Raw genomic sequence first — 16,477 nt, 5'->3', positions numbered from 1 at the left:
CGTCGTCGCCTCATTCTCCGGATCGCCCGTCCCCTTGTGCCGTGTCGAGAGCGCCGGGCAGTGCCTGGAGGAACGCGTCCACCTCGGCGTCACCGATGATCAGCGGCGGCATGAGCCGCAGCACGTCGGGGGCGGGTGCGTTCACCAGGATTCCGGCGCCCTGAGCCGCCTGTTGCACCTGGGGCGCGAGCGGCTCGGTGAGCACGATACCCAGCAGCAGCCCGGAGCCGCGGACGTGGGAGACCAGCGGGTGCCCCAGCCCCTCCACGCCTTCCCGGATCTTCTCGCCGAGCCGCTTCACGTGGTCCAGGGCGCCGTCGGCCGCCAGGGTGTCCAGGACGGCGAGACCGGCGGCGCAGGCGACCGGGTTGCCGCCGAACGTCGTGCCGTGCTGTCCCGGCTTCAGCAGCTCGGCCGCCGGGCCGAACGCGACGGTGGCACCGATCGGCAGACCACCGCCGAGCCCCTTGGCAAGGGTGACGATGTCGGGCTCGACGCCCTGGTGGGCCTGGTGCTCGAACCAGTTGCCGCAACGGCCGACACCGGTCTGCACCTCGTCGAGCACGAGCAGGGTGCCGGTGGCCCGGGTGATCTCCCGGGCCGCCTCCAGGTAGCCCCTGGGCGGCACGACCACACCGTTCTCGCCCTGGATGGGCTCGATGATCACCAGTGCGGTGTCGGTGGTCACGGCCGCCCGCAGCGCCTCGGCGTCTCCGTAAGGGACATGGGTGACATCGCCGGGCAGCGGCTCGAAAGGCTCGCGCTTCTTGGGCTGGCCGGTGAGCGCAAGTGCGCCCATGGTGCGGCCGTGGAAGCCGCCGTCGGTGGCGACCATGTGGGTCCGCCCGGTCAGCCGGCCGATCTTGAAGGCGGCCTCGTTGGCCTCGGCTCCCGAGTTGGCGAAGTAGACGCGGCCGTCGCGGCCGAAGAGCTGGAGCAGCCGTTCGGCGAGGGCGACGGGCGGTGGTGCGATGTAGAGGTTGGACACATGGCCCAGCGAGGCGACCTGGGTGGAGACGGCCTCGATGACGGCGGGGTGCGCGTGGCCCAGCGCGTTCACGGCGATACCTCCGACGAAGTCGAGGTACTCGGTGCCGTCGGCGTCCCACACATGGGCGCCCTCGCCGCGGACGAGGGACAGCCGGGGCGTGCCGTAGTTGTCCATCAGCGCGTGCTGCCAGCGCTGCGAGAGCTCCTGGTTGCTCATGACTCCCCTTGCGCGTCGGGCACGACCATCGTGCCGATTCCTTCGTCGGTGAAGATCTCCAGCAGGATCGAGTGCTGGACCCGGCCGTCGATGACACGGGCGGTCTCGACACCGTTGCGTACGGCGTGCAGGCAGCCCTGCATCTTCGGCACCATGCCGCTGGACAGCTCGGGCAGCAGCTTCTCCAGCTCGGTGGCGGTGAGGCGGCTGATCACGTCGTCGCTGTTCGGCCAGTCCTCGTACAGGCCCTCGACGTCGGTGAGGACCATCAGCGTCTCGGCGTTCAGCGCGGCGGCCAGTGCGGCAGCCGCGGTGTCGGCGTTGACGTTGTAGACGTGGGTGTCGTCGGCGGAGCGTGCGATGGAGGAGATGACGGGGATCCGGCCGTCGTCCAGCAGCGCCTGGATCGCCCCGGTGTCGATGGCGGTGATCTCGCCGACCAGGCCGATGTCGATGACCTCGCCGTCGATGGTCGGCCTGAGCTGAGTGGCGGTGATCGTGTGGGCGTCCTCGCCGGTCATACCGACGGCGAGCGGCCCGTGCTGGTTGAGCAGGCCGACCAGTTCGCGCTGGACCTGTCCGGCCAGCACCATCCGTACGACGTCCATCGCCTCGGGCGTGGTGACGCGCAGACCGGCCTTGAACTCGCTGACCAGACCCTGCTTGTCGAGCTGGGCGCTGATCTGCGGGCCGCCGCCGTGCACGACGACGGGCTTGAGGCCGGCCTGGCGCAGGAAGACGACGTCCTGGGCGAAGGCCGCCTTCAGCTCCTCGTCGATCATGGCGTTGCCGCCGAACTTGATGACGACGGTCTTGCCGTTGTGCCGGGTCAGCCAGGGCAGTGCCTCGATGAGGATCTGCGCCTTCGGGAGTGCGGTGTGCTTCCGCGCCGGAGTCATGAGCTGTACGCGCTGTTCTCGTGGACGTAGTCCGCGGTGAGGTCGTTGGCCCAGATGACGGCGGACTCGGAGCCGGCGGCCAGGTCGGCGGTGATCTTCACTTCCCGGTAGCGCATGTCGACGAGATCGCGGTCCTCGCCGACGCCGCCGTTCTTGCAGACCCAGACGCCGTTGATGGCGACGTTCAGCCGGTCCGGCTCGAAGGCGGCCTTCGTCGTACCGATCGCGGAGAGCACCCGGCCCCAGTTGGGGTCCTCGCCGTGGATGGCGCACTTGAGGAGGTTGTTCCGGGCGATGGAACGTCCGACCTCGACGGCGTCGTCCTCGGTCGCGGCGTTGACCACCTCGATCCGGATGTCCTTGGAGGCACCCTCGGCGTCACCGATGAGCTGCCGGGCGAGGTCGGCGCAGACGGTCCGCACAGCCTCGGCGAACTCGTCCTGCTCCGGGGTGATCCCGCTCGCTCCGGAAGCCAGCAGCAGCACGGTGTCGTTGGTCGACATGCAGCCGTCGGAGTCGACCCGGTCGAAGGTGGTGCGGGTGGCGGCGCGCAGCGCGGCATCGAGCGCCGGGGCCTCCACATCGGCGTCGGTGGTGAGGACGACCAGCATGGTGGCGAGGCCCGGGGCGAGCATGCCCGCCCCCTTGGCCATGCCGCCGACGGTCCAGCCCTCGCCGCCCGCGACGGCGGTCTTGTGGACGGTGTCGGTGGTCTTGATCGCGATGGCGGCCTTCTCGCCGCCGTGCTCGCTGAGGGCGGCGGCGGCCTTCTCGATGCCGGGGAGCAGCTTGTCCATCGGGAGCAGTGTGCCGATCAGCCCGGTCGACGCGACCGCGATCTCGCCCGCGCTGTGACCGGTGAGGATCTCGGCGGCCTTCTCCGCGGTGGCGTGCGTGTCCTGGAAGCCCTGCGGACCCGTGCAGGCGTTGGCGCCGCCGGAGTTGAGTACGACGGCGCTGACCTCGCCGCCCTTGAGCACCTGCTCCGACCAGAGGACGGGGGCGGCCTTGACGCGGTTGGAGGTGAAGACGCCCGCGGCGGCGCGGCGCGGGCCGTGGTTGACCACGAGGGCCAGGTCCGGGTTACCGCTCTCCTTGATCCCCGCGGCGATGCCCGCCGCCGAGAACCCTTGTGCTGCCGTGACACTCACGGTGCGACTCCGATCGTGGAAAGACCCGTGTCCTCGGGAAGTCCGAGGGCGATGTTCATGCTCTGCAGGGCGCCGCCGGCGGTGCCCTTGGCGAGGTTGTCGATGGCGCTGATGACGACGATCCGGCCCGCCGCCTCGTCGTACGCGACCTGGATCTGCACGGCGTTGGAGCCGTACACGGACGCGGTCGCGGGCCACTGTCCCTCGGGGAGCAGGTCGACGAACGGCTCGTCGGCGAACGCCTTCTCGTACGTGTCGCGGACGGATTCGGCGCTCACGCCCGGCTTCGCCTTCGCGCTGCACGTGGCGAGGATGCCGCGGGGCATCGGGGCCAGAGTCGGCGTGAAGGAGACCGTGACGGGTTCGCCGGCCGCCGCACTGAGGTTCTGGATCATCTCGGGGGTGTGGCGGTGGATCCCGCCGACGCCGTACGGCGTCATGTTGCCCATCACCTCGGAGCCGAGCAGGTGCGGCTTGGCCGCCTTGCCCGCCCCGGAGGTGCCGGACGCGGCGACGATCACGGCCTCGGGTTCGGCCAGGTGGGCGGCGTAGGCCGGGAAGAGCGCCAGTGAGACGGCGGTCGGGTAGCAGCCCGGCACCGCGATGCGCTTGGATCCCGTCAGCGCCGAGCGGCCGCCCGGCAGCTCCGGCAGCCCGTAGGGCCAGGTCCCCGCGTGCGGGGAGCCGTAGAACTTCTCCCAGTCCGCCGCGTCCCTGAGCCGGAAGTCGGCGCCCATGTCGACCACGAGCACCTCGTCGCCGAGCTGCTCGGCGACGGCGGCGGACTGGCCGTGCGGAAGGGCGAGGAAGACGACATCGTGACCGGCGAGAACCTCGGGCGTCGTCGGTTGCAGCACACGGTCGGCGAGCGGCCGCAGATGCGGCTGAAGCGCACCGAGCCGCTGCCCCGCGTTGGAGTTGGCGGTGAGGGCCCCGATCTCGACCTCGGGGTGGACCAGCAGGAGGCGGAGCAGCTCCCCGCCGGCGTATCCGCTCGCCCCTGCCACTGCTGCACGTACCACCATCGATATCCTCCTCGTCGATGGCATGACTATACGCATCAGTGCACTTTTATGCAAAGATCTCGGCTTGCGTGAGGTCGCGTCGGGGAGGCGGGTGCCCGGGCCGAGCCGAGCGCGCGTCGAAGCGCCGGCCCCGGCGAGGACCGGCCCCCGCAGCTGTTCCGGGCGGCACCGCGCGAACCCCGGCGAGGCGTACCCGCCCAGGGAGTGGCGGCAGGACCGCCGACGGCACGGGCGCCGTCGGCGGGAGGGACTGCGGGGACAGCCCTCAACCGAGCGCGCGATCGAGGTTGAAGGCCGCGCTGATCAGGGCCAGGTGGGTGAAGGCCTGCGGGAAGTTCCCGCTCTGCTCCCCGGTGTGGCCGATCTCCTCCGCGTACAGGCCGAGGTGGTTGGCGTACGTGAGCATCTTCTCGAACGCCAGCCGGGCCTCGTCCAGGCGGCCGGCCCGGGTCAGCGCCTCGACGTACCAGAAGGAGCAGATCGAGAACGTGCCCTCGTCGCCGTGCAGTCCGTCCGGGCTGGCCTGCGGGTCGTAGCGGTAGACCAGCGAGTCGGACACCAGGTCCTCGCCCAGCGCGTCCAGCGTCGCGAGCCACTTCGGGTCCGTGGGTGAGATGAACTTCGCCAGCGGCATCATCAGCAGGGACGCGTCCAGGACATGACCGTCCTCGTACTGGACGAAGGCGTGCCGTTCGGCGGACCAGCCGTGATTCATGATCCGGCGATAGATCGCGTCCCTCGCCCGGCCCCACCGCACGATGTCGACGGGCAGTCCGCGATGCGTGGCCAGCCGCATGGCGCGTTCGATGGCGACCCAGCACATCAAGCGCGAGTAGAGGTAGTTCTTGCGCCCGCTGCGCGATTCCCAGATCCCCTGGTCGGGCTGGTCCCAGTGGTCGCACACCCAGTCGACGAGCTCGCTGATGCTGTCCCAGTGCGCGCTGGAGACGGGCTGTCCCCACTTGTCGTAGAGGTAGAGGGCGTCGATGAGCGCCCCGTAGATGTCCAGCTGCAACTGGTGGACGGCGCCGTTGCCGACGCGTACGGGCGCCGAGCCGCGGTAGCCCTCAAGATGCGGCAGCATGCGTTCGGGCAGCTCACGGCGTCCGTCGATGCCGTACATGATCTGCAGCGGGCCGGTGGAACGGGCCGCCTCGGTCGCTCCCGCCACTCCCGTCCCCACGTCCGCCGCGGCCGGTCCGCCCTGTTCGAGACGGACGTGCTCGGAGAGGAAGCACATGAACGCCTCCGCCTCCTCGGTGAAGCCGAGCCTGAGGAGCGCGTAGACGCAGAAGGCCGCGTCACGGATCCATACGTAGCGGTAGTCCCAGTTGCGCTCGCCTCCGATGCGCTCGGGCAGGCTGGTGGTCGGCGCGGCGATGATGGCGCCGGTCGGGGCGTACGTGAGCAGCTTCAGGGTGAGGGCGGAGCGGTGCACCATCTCGCGCCAGCGACCGCGGTACCGCGACCGGGACAGCCACCGCCGCCAGTACCCGACGGTGGCGTTGAACTGCTGCTCCGCCTCGGACAGCGGGCAGAAGCGGGGGGCCACCTCGCCGCCGACCCGGTCGAGGGCGAAGACGGCGGACTCGCCCTCGCGCAGCTTGAACAACGACCAGACGTCCTGACCCGCGACCTCGATCGGCACACTCGATGTCAGCGCGAGGGTGAGCGAAGGAGACTCGAAGACCGCCTGGCCGTGCTCGGCGCGCACGGTGTGCGGCTGCGCCCCGTACTCGAAGCGGGGTGCCACACGGGCGCGGAACGGCAGCGATCCGCGCACGCACACCACGCGGCGGATCAGCCGGTGCCGGTCGGCCTCGCGCGAATCGTCGACCACCGGCATGAAGTCCTGGATCTCACCGACCCCGTCGTCCGCGAAGAAGCGGGTGATCAGCACATTGGTGTCGGGGAAGTAGAACTGCTTGGTGCGCGTCGGGGCGTCCGCGGCAAGCTCGAAGGACCCTCCGCGCTCGGCGTCGAGGATCGAGGCGAAGACACTGGGCGCGTCGAAGCGCGGGCAGCAGTACCAGTCGATGGTGCCGTTGCTGTCCACCAGTGCCGCGCTGCGCAGATCGCCGATCAGCCCGTGCTCGGCGATGGGCGGGTAGCGCGTCGCACCGGCATCCGGAGGTACACCGAAGCCATCGGACTCTCCTGGACCGGCATGGGCTTCCCTGGTCACATCAGACCTCCCTGAGCAGCCCCACCACACTTCAGGCTAACCAGTCATCGAGGTGCGGGACAGCGGGAGCGGGCGCCGCGGCGCCCGGAGCCCTTTCATGGCCTGCGAGGACGGCCGAGTCCGTCACCCGTCCCGGTGCGGCCGCGCCCTCCCGCCGGTCGACGCCGAGCGGGCTGATGTCAGGATGGTGTCATGACGAGCAAGGTTTTCTTCGACATCACCATCAATGACGAGCCCGCCGGGCGGATCACGTTCAAACTGTTCGACGACGTCGTTCCCAAGACCGCGGAGAACTTCCGCGCGCTGGCGACCGGCGAGCAGGGCTTCGGCTACAAGGGATCGTCCTTCCACCGGATCATCCCCGAGTTCATGCTCCAGGGCGGCGACTTCACCCGGGGCGACGGCACGGGCGGCAAGAGCATCTACGGCGCGAAGTTCGCGGACGAGAACTTCAAGCTCGCGCACACCAAGCCGGGCCTGCTCTCCATGGCCAACAGCGGCCCCAACTCCAACGGCTCCCAGTTCTTCATCACGACGATCGTGACGTCGTGGCTGGACGGCAAGCACGTGGTGTTCGGCGAGGTCGACAACCAGGAGAGCCTGGACCTCGTCAAGAAGATCGAGGCCCTGGGCTCGCAGAGCGGCCGCCCCAAGGCGAAGGTCACCATCGCGGACAGCGGCGTTCTCTGACCCGCACCCAGAACCGCTGAACGAGCGCGCTGCCCGACAGACCCCTGTCGGGCAGCGCGCTCCGTCGTACGGGGCGGGCGGAGGAAATCGAAACACCGCCCCGGACAGACGTCTTCGCCAGGAGGGCTCGGCCGGTCCGACCGCTCCCGCCTCCTCCGCAGATCCGCGTGGCAGGTGCGCCGGAAGCCCCGCACCCGCCTGTCAACTGACGGTTGACACTCGCCATGTGTCAACCTACGGTTGACACATGGCGAATCCTGTACGCATGACCAACCCCGTGCGCCTCGACGACCTGATCGAGGCCATCAAGAAGTCCCACACCGACGCACTCGACCAGCTCTCCGACGCCGTCATCGCCGCGGACCACCTGGGTGAAGTGGCCGACCATCTGATCGGTCACTTCGTGGACCAGGCACGGCGCTCGGGCGCTTCCTGGACGGACATCGGGAAGAGCATGGGCGTGACCAGGCAGGCGGCCCAGAAGCGGTTCGTCGCCAAGGCTCCCGGCGAGCCCTCCGACCTCGATCCCAGCCAGGGGTTCGGGCGCTTCACCCCGCGGGCCAAGAACGTCGTGATGGCCGCGCAGAACGAGGCCCGGGCGGCGGGCAACGACCAGGTGCGGACCGAGCACCTCGTGCTGGGGCTGCTCTCCGAGGCGGAGGGCCTCGGCGCCGCGTTCATCACGTCCCAGGGCATCACGCCGGAGGCCGTCCGCCGGGCCGCGACCGAGGCGCTGCCCGCAGCGGCCGACGAGCTGCCGGACCTCATCCCGTACGACGGCGGGGCCCGAAAGGCGCTGGAGCTGACGTACCGGGAGGCCCTGCGCCTGGGCCACGACTACATCGGTACCGAGCACATCCTGCTCGCGCTGCTGGAGCAGGAGGACGGCAGGGGCGTGCTGACGGGGCTCGGCGTCGACAAGGCCGCGGTCGAGGCCGCCGTCGTCGAGGCTCTCACGCTGCTCACCGGCGCCTCCTCCGACGAGGAGGCGTAGCCGACCGCGCGCGGCGGGAACGTCCGGCAGGCGCGACGGGCCGTGCCCTGCTCACGGATCCGCCGCGCGTCCCGCGGCCTTCTCCCGTCGCCGTGCCCCGTACGGCGCCGGGGGCGGCCGGTCAGCGGGTTGCCGCTTCGAGCCTGAGGCTCCAGCGGCCCGGCATGCCGCTGAGGGTGACTGTGGACAGCGGACGGACGTCGACGTTCCAGTACGTCGGCGGCGGGGCCTTGAGCGCGTAGACGAGGGCGGCCCGGACGACCGCCGGTTCGGCTACGGCGACGATGGCACCGTCGCACGCGGGGCGGGTGTCCAGCCAGCCCCCTATCCGCGAGATGAAGGCGAGCAGCGGTTCACCACCGTGCGGCGCGGACCGCGGGTCGGCGAGCCAGGCATCGACGGCCGCCGGTTCGCATGCCGTGACATCGGCGAGGGTATGGCCGCGCCAGCGGCCCATGTCGCAGTCGCGCAGCGCGAGCTGGACGAGCGGGGCGTACCCCAGCGCCTCGCCGGTGGCACGGCTGCGCGGGGTCGGTGAGCAGTAGCGCAGTTCGGCGGCGCCCAGGGGAGCCAGGGCGTGCGCGGCGAGCTGCACCTCGTGCCAACCGGCGTGGTCGAGCGGCCGGTCGTCGTCGAAGCGCTCGGCGAGCAGGGCGGAGCTGCGTGCCGCGGCGACGAGCGAGACTCGAACAGTCATGGCGGTGATCGTGGATGCCGACGCCACCCGGGTCAAGAGGGCATCGCACACACCGGCGGCACAGCCGGACCCGGACCGCGTCCGGCTGTGCGGTCCCCGGTGGCTCGAAGCCCGCCGCTCGGTGTCCCGGTTCATGGCCGGAGGTGATCCCCGTGGCCGGTCAGGACCTCGTCGCAGGCGGTGCGCAGGCGGCGGACCCCCTCGGCGATCTCGGTCGGCCCGGCCACCGCGACGAAGCTCAACCGGATCTGCGGGGACGGGGGTTCGGCACAGAAGTACGGGCGGCCGGGTGCGACGGCCACGCCCGCGCGCAGCGCCGCCGAGACCACCGCGGACTCGTCCGTGCCCGACTCCGCCTCCGGCAGCCGCAGCCACAGGTTGCCGCCGCCCGCGGGGATGTACGGGAGTGCGAGGGCGGGCAGTTCCCGGCGCAGGGCCGTCGTCATGGCGGTGCGCCGGTCCGTCAGCTCGGTCGACACGGAACGCAGGTGCCGGCCCCACGCCGGGGAGCCGACCAGTTCGAGCGCGGCCTCCTGGAGCGGCCGGGGCACGAAGAAGCTGTCGACGACCTGAATGGCGCGGAGCCGCTCCAGTACCGGACCGCGGGCGGCGAGCGCGCCCACCCGCAGGCTGGGCGAGGTGACCTTGGTGAGGGAGCAGACATGGACGACCACGCCGTCGGGGTCGTCGGCGGCCAGGGGTGCGGGCAGGGGCCCGGCGTCGTCGTGGACCAGGCGGCGCGCGAAGTCGTCCTCGACGACGAAGGCTCCCGCCGCCCGGGCGATCCGCACGACCTCGCCCCGCCGTTCGGGGGCGAGCACCGCGCCGGTGGGGTTCTGGAAGAGCGGCTGACAGACGAAGACGCGGGCGCCGGTGGCCCGGAAGGCGGCGGCCAGCAGCTCCGGGCGTACGCCGTCGGCGTCGACGGGTACCGGCACGGGCCGCAGTCCGGTGGCACGGGCGACGGCCAGCATGCCCGGGTAGGTGGGAGATTCGACCAGGACCGGGGCGCCGGGCGGGGCGAGGGCGCGCAGTGCGGTGGCCAGCGCGCTCTGACCACCCGCGGTGATCAGCACGTCGGCGGCGGTGAGCGCGGGGCCGATCTCCCGGGCGAACCAGGCACGCAGCTCGGTCAGCCCGTCGGTGGGCGGGCGGTCCCAGGCACCGGGGCGGCGGCCGGCCCTGGCGAGCGCGGCGGCGAGCGCCCGCTCCGGCTGGAGCGAGGAGTGGAGGTATCCGCCGTTGAGCTCGATGACGCCGGGCGGCGGTGCGGCGAGCGTGACCAGGACTCCGGAGGCGTCGACGGTGCGCGGCACCACTTCGGGACCGCCGTCGCCGCTGAGAGCGATCTCCTGCCAGGAGGTGTCGCCCGGCGCGGGCACATCGGTACGGAGGCCCGCCCGGAAGGCGCCGGAGCCGGGCCTGGTGACGACGAGTCCCTCGGCGGCGAGCCGGGCGATGGCCCGCGAGACGGTGACGGGGCTGACGCGGAAGCGCTCCACGAGGGCACGACTCGACGGCAGCTTTCCACCTGGTGAGTAGCGGTTCACTTCCGCACGGAGGGAATCGACGAGTTCAGCCACGCTGCTACGCTCTTGCATGAAAGTCAAAGATAGCGCTACTGCCGATAGCTCGATAGCGGTCGGTTCCTCGACGACCGGTGCGGCCGACCGTGGCGGCGTCGCTCTCGCCGGTCTCGGCGTCGTCGCCTTCTCGCTCACGTTCCCGTCCACGGTCTGGGGCCTGGAAAGCTTCGGCCCCTGGTCGCTGGTGGCGCTGCGCACCCTGCTCGCCGCGGCGATCGCGGCGGCTGCGCTGCTGGTGGGGCGTGTCCCGGTGCCGGAACGCCGGCACCGGCCCGGGCTCGTCGTCGTCGCCGCGGGCGTGGTGGTCGGCTTCCCGCTGCTGACCACGCTGGCGCTGCGGACGTCGACGACCTCGCACGCCGCCGTGGTCGTGGGACTGCTGCCGCTGACCACCGCGGTGTTCTCCTCGCTGCGGACCAGGACCCGGCCGCCCCGCGCCTTCTGGATCGCCTCGCTCGCCGGGGCGGCCGTGGTGATCGCGTTCACCGTGCAGCAGAGCGGCGGCGCGCTGTCCGGCGGCGATCCGTATCTCTTCGGTGCGCTGCTGGTGTGCGCGGCGGGGTACACCGAGGGCGGCAGGCTGGCCGGGTTCATGCCGGGCTGGCAGGTGGTCGGCTGGGCGCTGGTCCTCGCCCTGCCGCTCGCGGTCGCGGGGGCGGCCGTCGCCCTGCCCTCGGAGCCGGTGCGGATGACCGCGCACGGAGTGATCGGTCTGGTGTGGGTGGCTGCCGGGTCGACCTTCCTCGGCCTGTACGTCTGGTATCGCGGGATGGCGGAGATCGGGGTGCCGCGGGCCAGCCAGCTCCAGCTCGCGCAGCCGTTGCTGACCCTGGTGTGGTCGTTCCTCCTGCTCGGCGAGGAGGTCTCGACGGCGGCGCCGGTGGCGGCGGTCGCGGTGCTCGTCTGCATCGCGGTCACCCAGCGGGCGGGGCGCGCCCGGCGCCCGGGGTGAGAACCCCTGTCCTCCCGCCGGGCGAAGTCACCTTTCGGTCATAGACTTGTCGACAAGGACCGCCACCCGTGAGGAGGTCACTCCCGATGGAGGCACACGCGGGCGACCGGCTGCTGACGCACGGCAGGACCGTGGGACAGCACGACCGTGTTGCAGAGATCGTCGAAGTGCTCGGGGCCGGGGGCACTCCCCCGTTCCGCGTCCGCTTCGAGGACGGACACGAACACCTGATTTCGCCCGGACCCGACAGCGTCGTCCAGCACAGCCACGTGCGGAAGCAGGCGCCGGAGACCCGGTAGCGGCCTCCGGCGGACGGCGACCACCTCGTTCCCGGGCTTCCCCGGGCGGGCCGACAGGTCGGCGGCCCGCCCGGGCCACCGGTGCGTCCACTCCGCTTCTTCTGTCACGGCGGGGTGGACGCGTCTGCTGCTGTCACGGCGGGGTGGGGCGCTTTCTTTTGTCACAGCGGGGTGGGCGCGCTTTCTTCTGTCACGGCGGAGGACGCGTTCGGCTGTCCGCAAGGTGGGCGCACCTCGATGTCAGCGGGGTGGGCGCACCCGGGTGCGGTAGTGGTCGGCCACCACCCGCGCCATGGTTCCGATCCGGTCCGTGACCACGTCCTTGCCGGAGAAGTAGACGTGGCCGCGCACCTGGTCGTAGGAGGCCGCGAAGTCGAGGTGGCGGGAGAGTTCGGCCGGGTCCTGCCAGGCGGCGGGCTGGGCGGGGTCACCGGCCTTGTAGAGCGCCTCTCCCACGAACAGATCGACGCCCGTGCCCCGGACGGCCTCGTCCCACCAGGGCAGCAGCTTGGCGTAGTCGGCGGCCTCGAAGCCGATGTTCCAGTAGATCTGCGGGCAGATGTAGTCGATCCAGCCCTTCTGGACCCAGCCGCGGGTGTCGGCGTACAGATCGTCGTACGTCTGCACACCCGCCTTCGTGTCGGAGCCGAGCGGGTCGGTCGCGGCATTGCGCCACACACCGAACGGGCTGATCCCGAACCGGACGTGCTTCTTGGTCCTCTTGATCCGCTCGGCCGTCTCGCGCACCAGCTTGTCGGTGTTGTCGCGCCGCCAGGCGGCCTTGTCCGGGAAGCCCGCGCCGTACTTCGCGTACGTGGCGTCGTCGTCGAATACCTGCCCGGCGACCGGATACGGGTAGAAGTAGTCGTCCCAGTGCACGGCGTCGATGTCGTAGCGGCGGACCGCGTCCAGCATCGCGTCCTGGACGAAGCGGCGGACCTCGGGGATGCCGGGGTTGTAGTAGAGCTTCCCGCCGTACGGGAGGACCCAGTCGGGGTGCAGCCTGGCGGGGTGCGTGGCGACCAGCCGGGACGGATCGGTGTGGTTGGCGACCCGGTACGGGTTGAACCAGGCGTGCAGTTCCAGACCGCGGAGGTGCGCCTCCCGGACGGCGGTGCCCAGCGGATCCCAGCCGGGGTCCTTGCCCTGCACTCCGGTGAGGTACTGGGCCCACGGCTCGTAGGGCGAGGGCCACAACGCGTCGGCGGTCGGCCGGACCTGGAGGATCACGGCGTTCAGCCGCCGGTCGACGGCCTCGTCGAGGTAGGCGATCAGCTCGGCCTGCTGCGCGGCCGCGGTCAGTCCGGGTTTCGAGGGCCAGTCGAGGTTGGCGACGGTGGCGACCCACAGGCCGCGCAGTTCGCGCCGCTCCACACGGTGACCGCCCCCGCCCGGCGCCGCGTCCGTCCGCCCGGAACCGTCCCGCCGGTGCGGAGCCGCGACGGCGTCACCGGCCATGGTGAGGGTGCTCACCACCCCCGCGACCACCGCAGCCGCACTCGTCACAAAGCCTCTTCTGGCCATTTGCCGCATTTCGTTGCACCTGCCGTCTCTCTGTCCTCGTCCGTCGCTCCCGCATCAGGGCGCAACGCAGAGCATGCCCGCCCCGGCCCGCGATGACCCGCAGGTCCCGGAGTAACGTCGGGGGGTCGGGGCGGGCACCGGAATCAGACGGGATCCTGCGACACGGACAGCGAAAGGCACGAGGTGACGGACACTATGGCCGACATTGCACGCGTCGGGGTGGTGGGCTGCGGCCAGATGGGCGCGGGAATCGCGGAGGTGTGCGCCCGCAGCGGTCTTGAGGTCATGGTGGCCGAGACCACCGGTGAGGCGCTGGAGATCGGCCGCACCCGGCTGCACAACTCCCTCTCGAAAGCCGCCGAACGCGGCAAGATCACTCCGGAGGAGCGGGACGAGACGCTGGGTCGTCTGAGCTTCACCACCGACCTCGGAGAGTTCGCCGACCGCGATCTCGTCATCGAGGCCGTCGTGGAGAACGAACAGGTCAAGACCGAGATCTTCCAGGTGCTCGACCAGGTGGTGACCCGGCAGGACGCGATCCTCGCCTCGAACACCTCCTCCATCCCGCTGGTGAAACTGGCCGTGGCGACCTCGCGCCCGGACCAGGTCATCGGCATCCACTTCTTCAACCCCGCCCCGGTGCAGAAGCTCGTCGAGCTGATCCCCGCGCTGACGACCTCCGACGACACGGTGAAGCGCTCCGAGGCCCTGGTGCAGGACATCCTCGGCAAGCACCCGATCCGCGCCCAGGACCGCTCCGGCTTCGTCGTCAACGCGCTGCTGATTCCGTATCTGCTCTCCGCGATCCGGATGTTCGAGTCGGGGATCGCCAGCCGTGAGGACATCGACAACGGCATGGAGCTCGGCTGTGCGCACCCGATGGGCCCGCTCAAGCTCGCCGACCTGATCGGTCTCGACACCGTGGCCTCGGTCGCCGACTCGATGTACGAGGAGTTCAAGGAGCCGCTGTACGCCGCTCCCCCGCTGCTCCAGCGGATGGTGGACGCGGGCCGGCTCGGCCGCAAGACGGGCTCCGGCTTCTACCCGTACGCCTGATCCGTCGCTCGTGCCCCTGCGGGGCCGGCCGGGAGACCCCCGGTCGGCCCCGTTCGCGGTTCGGGGGGTTCATCCCAGACGTAAGTGATGGAGCATCATCAGCCCGGCCACCATGCCCGCGGCCGGAACGTCGCCGCGGGCGATCAGGCCGGGCACGTTCTTGAGCGGTATCCACGCGCGGCGCGAGGACTCGAAGTCGTCGCCGGGGTGGCCGGTCCAGGTGGCCTCCTCGGCCCAGTAGAAGTGGTGCCGGGCATCGGAGAGGCCGTTCGACGGCTCCATGGTCAGCAGCGGACGCAGCGGACCGGGGCGCCAGCCGGTCTCCTCCTCCATCTCCCGGGCGGCGGCGGCCTCGACGTCCTCGCCCTCCTCGACGACCCCGGCGGCGAGTTCCCAGCCCCAGCTGCCGGTGATGAACCGGTGCCGCCAGAGCAGCAGCACCTCGTTGGCCTCGTTGACGACGGTGGCCGCCGCGACGGGGCGCAGCCGGATGAGGTAGTGGTCGAGATGGCGGCCGTCGGGGATGACCACGTCCGCCAGATTGACCCGGAACCAGCGGTTCTCATACACAGTTTGTTCGTTCAGGTTCGCCCACTGCACAGTTTTGCCACCTTCCGACACGTTGGTGGCAACATCGCAGCAGGAGCGGGACCAGAGGGGAACGTACCGGAAGCGCCGGGTACGCATGCGCGGCGGATACGCGTGCGCAGCCCGCGCCCGCACAGCGGCGCACGCACAGTGCGTTCAGGCACCGCCCGTTCAGGCACCGCCCGTTCACGCACAGCGCGTTCACGTTCACCTTCGCGTTCACGCACCGCGCGTTCGCGTTCACGTTCACAGCGGTACGCGCAGCCCGCCGTCGATCAGTTCGGCGGCCCGCCCCGCGTCCGCGCAGCCGCTCGCGCGCAGGTCGTCGCGGACCGCGCGCAACCGGTCGCGCAGCCGCTGCGACTCCATGCCCCTGGCCCGCTCCGCCATCTCCACGGCCGTGGCCGCCGCCCGGTCCGCCTCGCCCTGGCGCAGCTCGATATGGGTCAGTATGGCGAGCCGGTGCACCCGGCCGCGGTCGTGCGCCGGGGCCCCCACGGCCGTCGCCGCGTGCTCCCTGGCCCCCGGCAGATCGCCGAGGCTCAGCAGGGCCTCGGCCACCTGCACGTCGACCAGGCCCGGCTGTACGTATCCCGTCTCGTCGGGTTCGTGGCCCGGCCGGATGTGTTCGGCCTCCGCCTCCGCGCGCCGGATGCATCCCAGGGCGCTTCCGGCGTCGCCGATGCGCGCGTATGCCTTGGCCTGCATCGCGTACAGATCGGCGGCCAGCGCGGGAGTGATGTGCGGGCCGGCGGCCCGCAGCGCGGCCTGCGCGAAGGCCACCGACTGCCGGTAGTCGGCGAGGAACAGTGACTGGTTGACCAGCAGGGCGATCACATAGCCGCCCAGCCCCCGGTCCCCGCTCGCCTTGGCCAGCCGCAGCGCCTGGTGGAAGTAGCGCTGGGCGAGGCCGTGCGCGTCCGCGTCGTAGGCGCAGATGCCCGCGACGGCCACCAGTCCGCCCGCCGCCCGGTGCAACTGGCGCCCCACGGCGTCGCTGTAGCCGCCGCGCAGCAGCGGTGCGGTCTCGGTGTTGAGGAAGCCGACGATGCGGGAACGGGTCGCGATTCCGCCTGCCCTGCGGTACATCAGTTCGTAGTGGGCACGGGCCGCGCGCAGCATCACTATGTCGGCCGTCCCGACCCGGTTCGTGCCGCTGCGGGAGACGTCGGCGTCCTCCGGCGGGTTCTCCCATTCCCAGACGGGCATCACCGCGGTGGTGCCCGTGACGGCGGCCGAGGCGAGTATGTGCGGGCGCTGCTGGTGGTCGGAGCGCCACAGAGCGGTGGCCCGCTCGACGAACCCGGTGAGCGTGGACGCGGGCGTGCAGGCGTCGGCGCCCGCGGTGGCCATGCCGATGTCGTCCAGCGAAAGAGGCCTGTTCAGCCGGGTGCCGAGCACGTCGCAGATCAGGTCCGGCACCTGGCCGCGCGGGCGCTGCCCCTTCAACCAGCGGGCCACCGCGGTGTGTTCGTAGCGCAGGGAGAGTCCGCGGAAGCGGCCGGCGCGGTTGACGTGCGCGGCGAGGCCCGCCCGGGAGACGCCCGCCTCCTCGATCAGGGCGGCCAGCAGAATGTTGGGCTCCGTTGCCCCCATGTGCCCCTCCGGTGGTCCGGCACGCCGA

15 protein-coding genes are annotated in these 16,477 nt (G+C 71.3%); 5 read left to right on the top strand and 10 right to left on the bottom strand.

Annotated elements, in window-relative coordinates:
* Positions 1 to 10: 10 nt before the first annotated feature.
* From ACFVUT_RS04590 to ACFVUT_RS04570, 5 genes are all read right to left on the bottom strand, one after another.
* The gene (locus tag ACFVUT_RS04590) at positions 11 to 1,207 is read right to left on the bottom strand and encodes an acetylornithine transaminase (RefSeq protein ID WP_389647089.1); all 1,197 of its coding nucleotides are present in this window, start codon (positions 1,205 to 1,207) and stop codon (positions 11 to 13) included.
* Positions 1,204 to 2,106, bottom strand: a complete 903-nt coding sequence (gene argB, locus ACFVUT_RS04585; protein ID WP_389647086.1) for an acetylglutamate kinase — start codon at positions 2,104 to 2,106, stop codon at positions 1,204 to 1,206. The genes ACFVUT_RS04590 and argB overlap by 4 nt, the downstream gene beginning before the upstream one ends.
* Positions 2,103 to 3,257, bottom strand: coding sequence for a bifunctional glutamate N-acetyltransferase/amino-acid acetyltransferase ArgJ (argJ, locus tag ACFVUT_RS04580; RefSeq protein WP_389647083.1), 1,155 nt, complete (start codon positions 3,255 to 3,257; stop codon positions 2,103 to 2,105). Before argJ ends, argB begins: the two co-directional genes overlap by 4 nt.
* Entirely contained in the window at positions 3,254 to 4,282 is a 1,029-nt protein-coding gene (argC, locus tag ACFVUT_RS04575) for an N-acetyl-gamma-glutamyl-phosphate reductase (protein ID WP_389647080.1), read from the bottom strand. The genes argJ and argC overlap by 4 nt, the downstream gene beginning before the upstream one ends.
* Positions 4,283 to 4,547: 265 nt before the next feature.
* Positions 4,548 to 6,467: a glycoside hydrolase family 15 protein gene (locus ACFVUT_RS04570; RefSeq protein WP_389647077.1), complete on the bottom strand. Its 1,920-nt coding sequence runs from the start codon at positions 6,465 to 6,467 to the stop codon at positions 4,548 to 4,550.
* A gap of 192 nt (positions 6,468 to 6,659) precedes the next feature.
* Here ACFVUT_RS04570 and ACFVUT_RS04565 point away from each other — a divergent pair, with 192 nt between their 5' ends.
* Together ACFVUT_RS04565 and ACFVUT_RS04560 are read left to right on the top strand one after the other, a co-directional pair.
* Positions 6,660 to 7,157 (top strand): peptidylprolyl isomerase, encoded by a 498-nt coding sequence (locus ACFVUT_RS04565; protein WP_389647074.1) that lies wholly within the window; start codon positions 6,660 to 6,662, stop codon positions 7,155 to 7,157.
* Positions 7,158 to 7,404: 247 nt separating this feature from the next.
* Positions 7,405 to 8,151, top strand: coding sequence for a Clp protease N-terminal domain-containing protein (locus tag ACFVUT_RS04560; RefSeq protein WP_389647072.1), 747 nt, complete (start codon positions 7,405 to 7,407; stop codon positions 8,149 to 8,151).
* A gap of 121 nt (positions 8,152 to 8,272) precedes the next feature.
* On the opposite strand, the gene ACFVUT_RS04555 is transcribed toward ACFVUT_RS04560, so the two are convergent.
* Positions 8,273 to 8,848, bottom strand: coding sequence for a histidine phosphatase family protein (locus ACFVUT_RS04555; RefSeq protein WP_389647069.1), 576 nt, complete (start codon positions 8,846 to 8,848; stop codon positions 8,273 to 8,275).
* A gap of 131 nt (positions 8,849 to 8,979) precedes the next feature.
* On the bottom strand, positions 8,980 to 10,449 hold the full coding sequence (locus ACFVUT_RS04550; protein ID WP_389647067.1) for a PLP-dependent aminotransferase family protein: 1,470 nt from the start codon (positions 10,447 to 10,449) through the stop codon (positions 8,980 to 8,982).
* Between ACFVUT_RS04550 and ACFVUT_RS04545 the strand changes: the two genes are divergently transcribed.
* Entirely contained in the window at positions 10,448 to 11,386 is a 939-nt protein-coding gene (locus tag ACFVUT_RS04545; RefSeq protein ID WP_389647064.1) for a DMT family transporter, read from the top strand. The two genes, ACFVUT_RS04550 and ACFVUT_RS04545, sit on opposite strands and share 2 nt — an antisense overlap.
* Before the next feature lie 86 nt (positions 11,387 to 11,472).
* A complete protein-coding gene (locus ACFVUT_RS04540) occupies positions 11,473 to 11,685 on the top strand; it encodes a DUF1918 domain-containing protein (RefSeq protein ID WP_389647062.1) in 213 nt (70 codons plus the stop codon).
* A 240-nt stretch (positions 11,686 to 11,925) separates the two neighbouring features.
* Here ACFVUT_RS04540 and ACFVUT_RS04535 read toward each other — a convergent pair whose 3' ends face one another.
* Entirely contained in the window at positions 11,926 to 13,191 is a 1,266-nt protein-coding gene (locus tag ACFVUT_RS04535) for a glycoside hydrolase family 10 protein (protein WP_389647059.1), read from the bottom strand.
* A 213-nt stretch (positions 13,192 to 13,404) separates the two neighbouring features.
* Here ACFVUT_RS04535 and ACFVUT_RS04530 point away from each other — a divergent pair, with 213 nt between their 5' ends.
* A complete protein-coding gene (locus ACFVUT_RS04530; protein ID WP_389647056.1) occupies positions 13,405 to 14,265 on the top strand; it encodes a 3-hydroxybutyryl-CoA dehydrogenase in 861 nt (286 codons plus the stop codon).
* 69 nt (positions 14,266 to 14,334) lie between these two features.
* Here ACFVUT_RS04530 and ACFVUT_RS04525 read toward each other — a convergent pair whose 3' ends face one another.
* On the bottom strand, positions 14,335 to 14,865 hold the full coding sequence (locus ACFVUT_RS04525) for an NUDIX domain-containing protein (protein WP_389647053.1): 531 nt from the start codon (positions 14,863 to 14,865) through the stop codon (positions 14,335 to 14,337).
* Positions 14,866 to 15,099: 234 nt separating this feature from the next.
* Positions 15,100 to 16,449 (bottom strand): transcriptional regulator, encoded by a 1,350-nt coding sequence (locus tag ACFVUT_RS04520; RefSeq protein ID WP_389647050.1) that lies wholly within the window; start codon positions 16,447 to 16,449, stop codon positions 15,100 to 15,102.
* Positions 16,450 to 16,477 lie beyond the last annotated feature (28 nt).

This window comes from Streptomyces sp. NPDC058051 (genome assembly GCF_042885475.1).
Taxonomy (GTDB): domain Bacteria; phylum Actinomycetota; class Actinomycetes; order Streptomycetales; family Streptomycetaceae; genus Streptomyces.
This window is presented reverse-complemented; position numbering and strand designations above follow the sequence as displayed.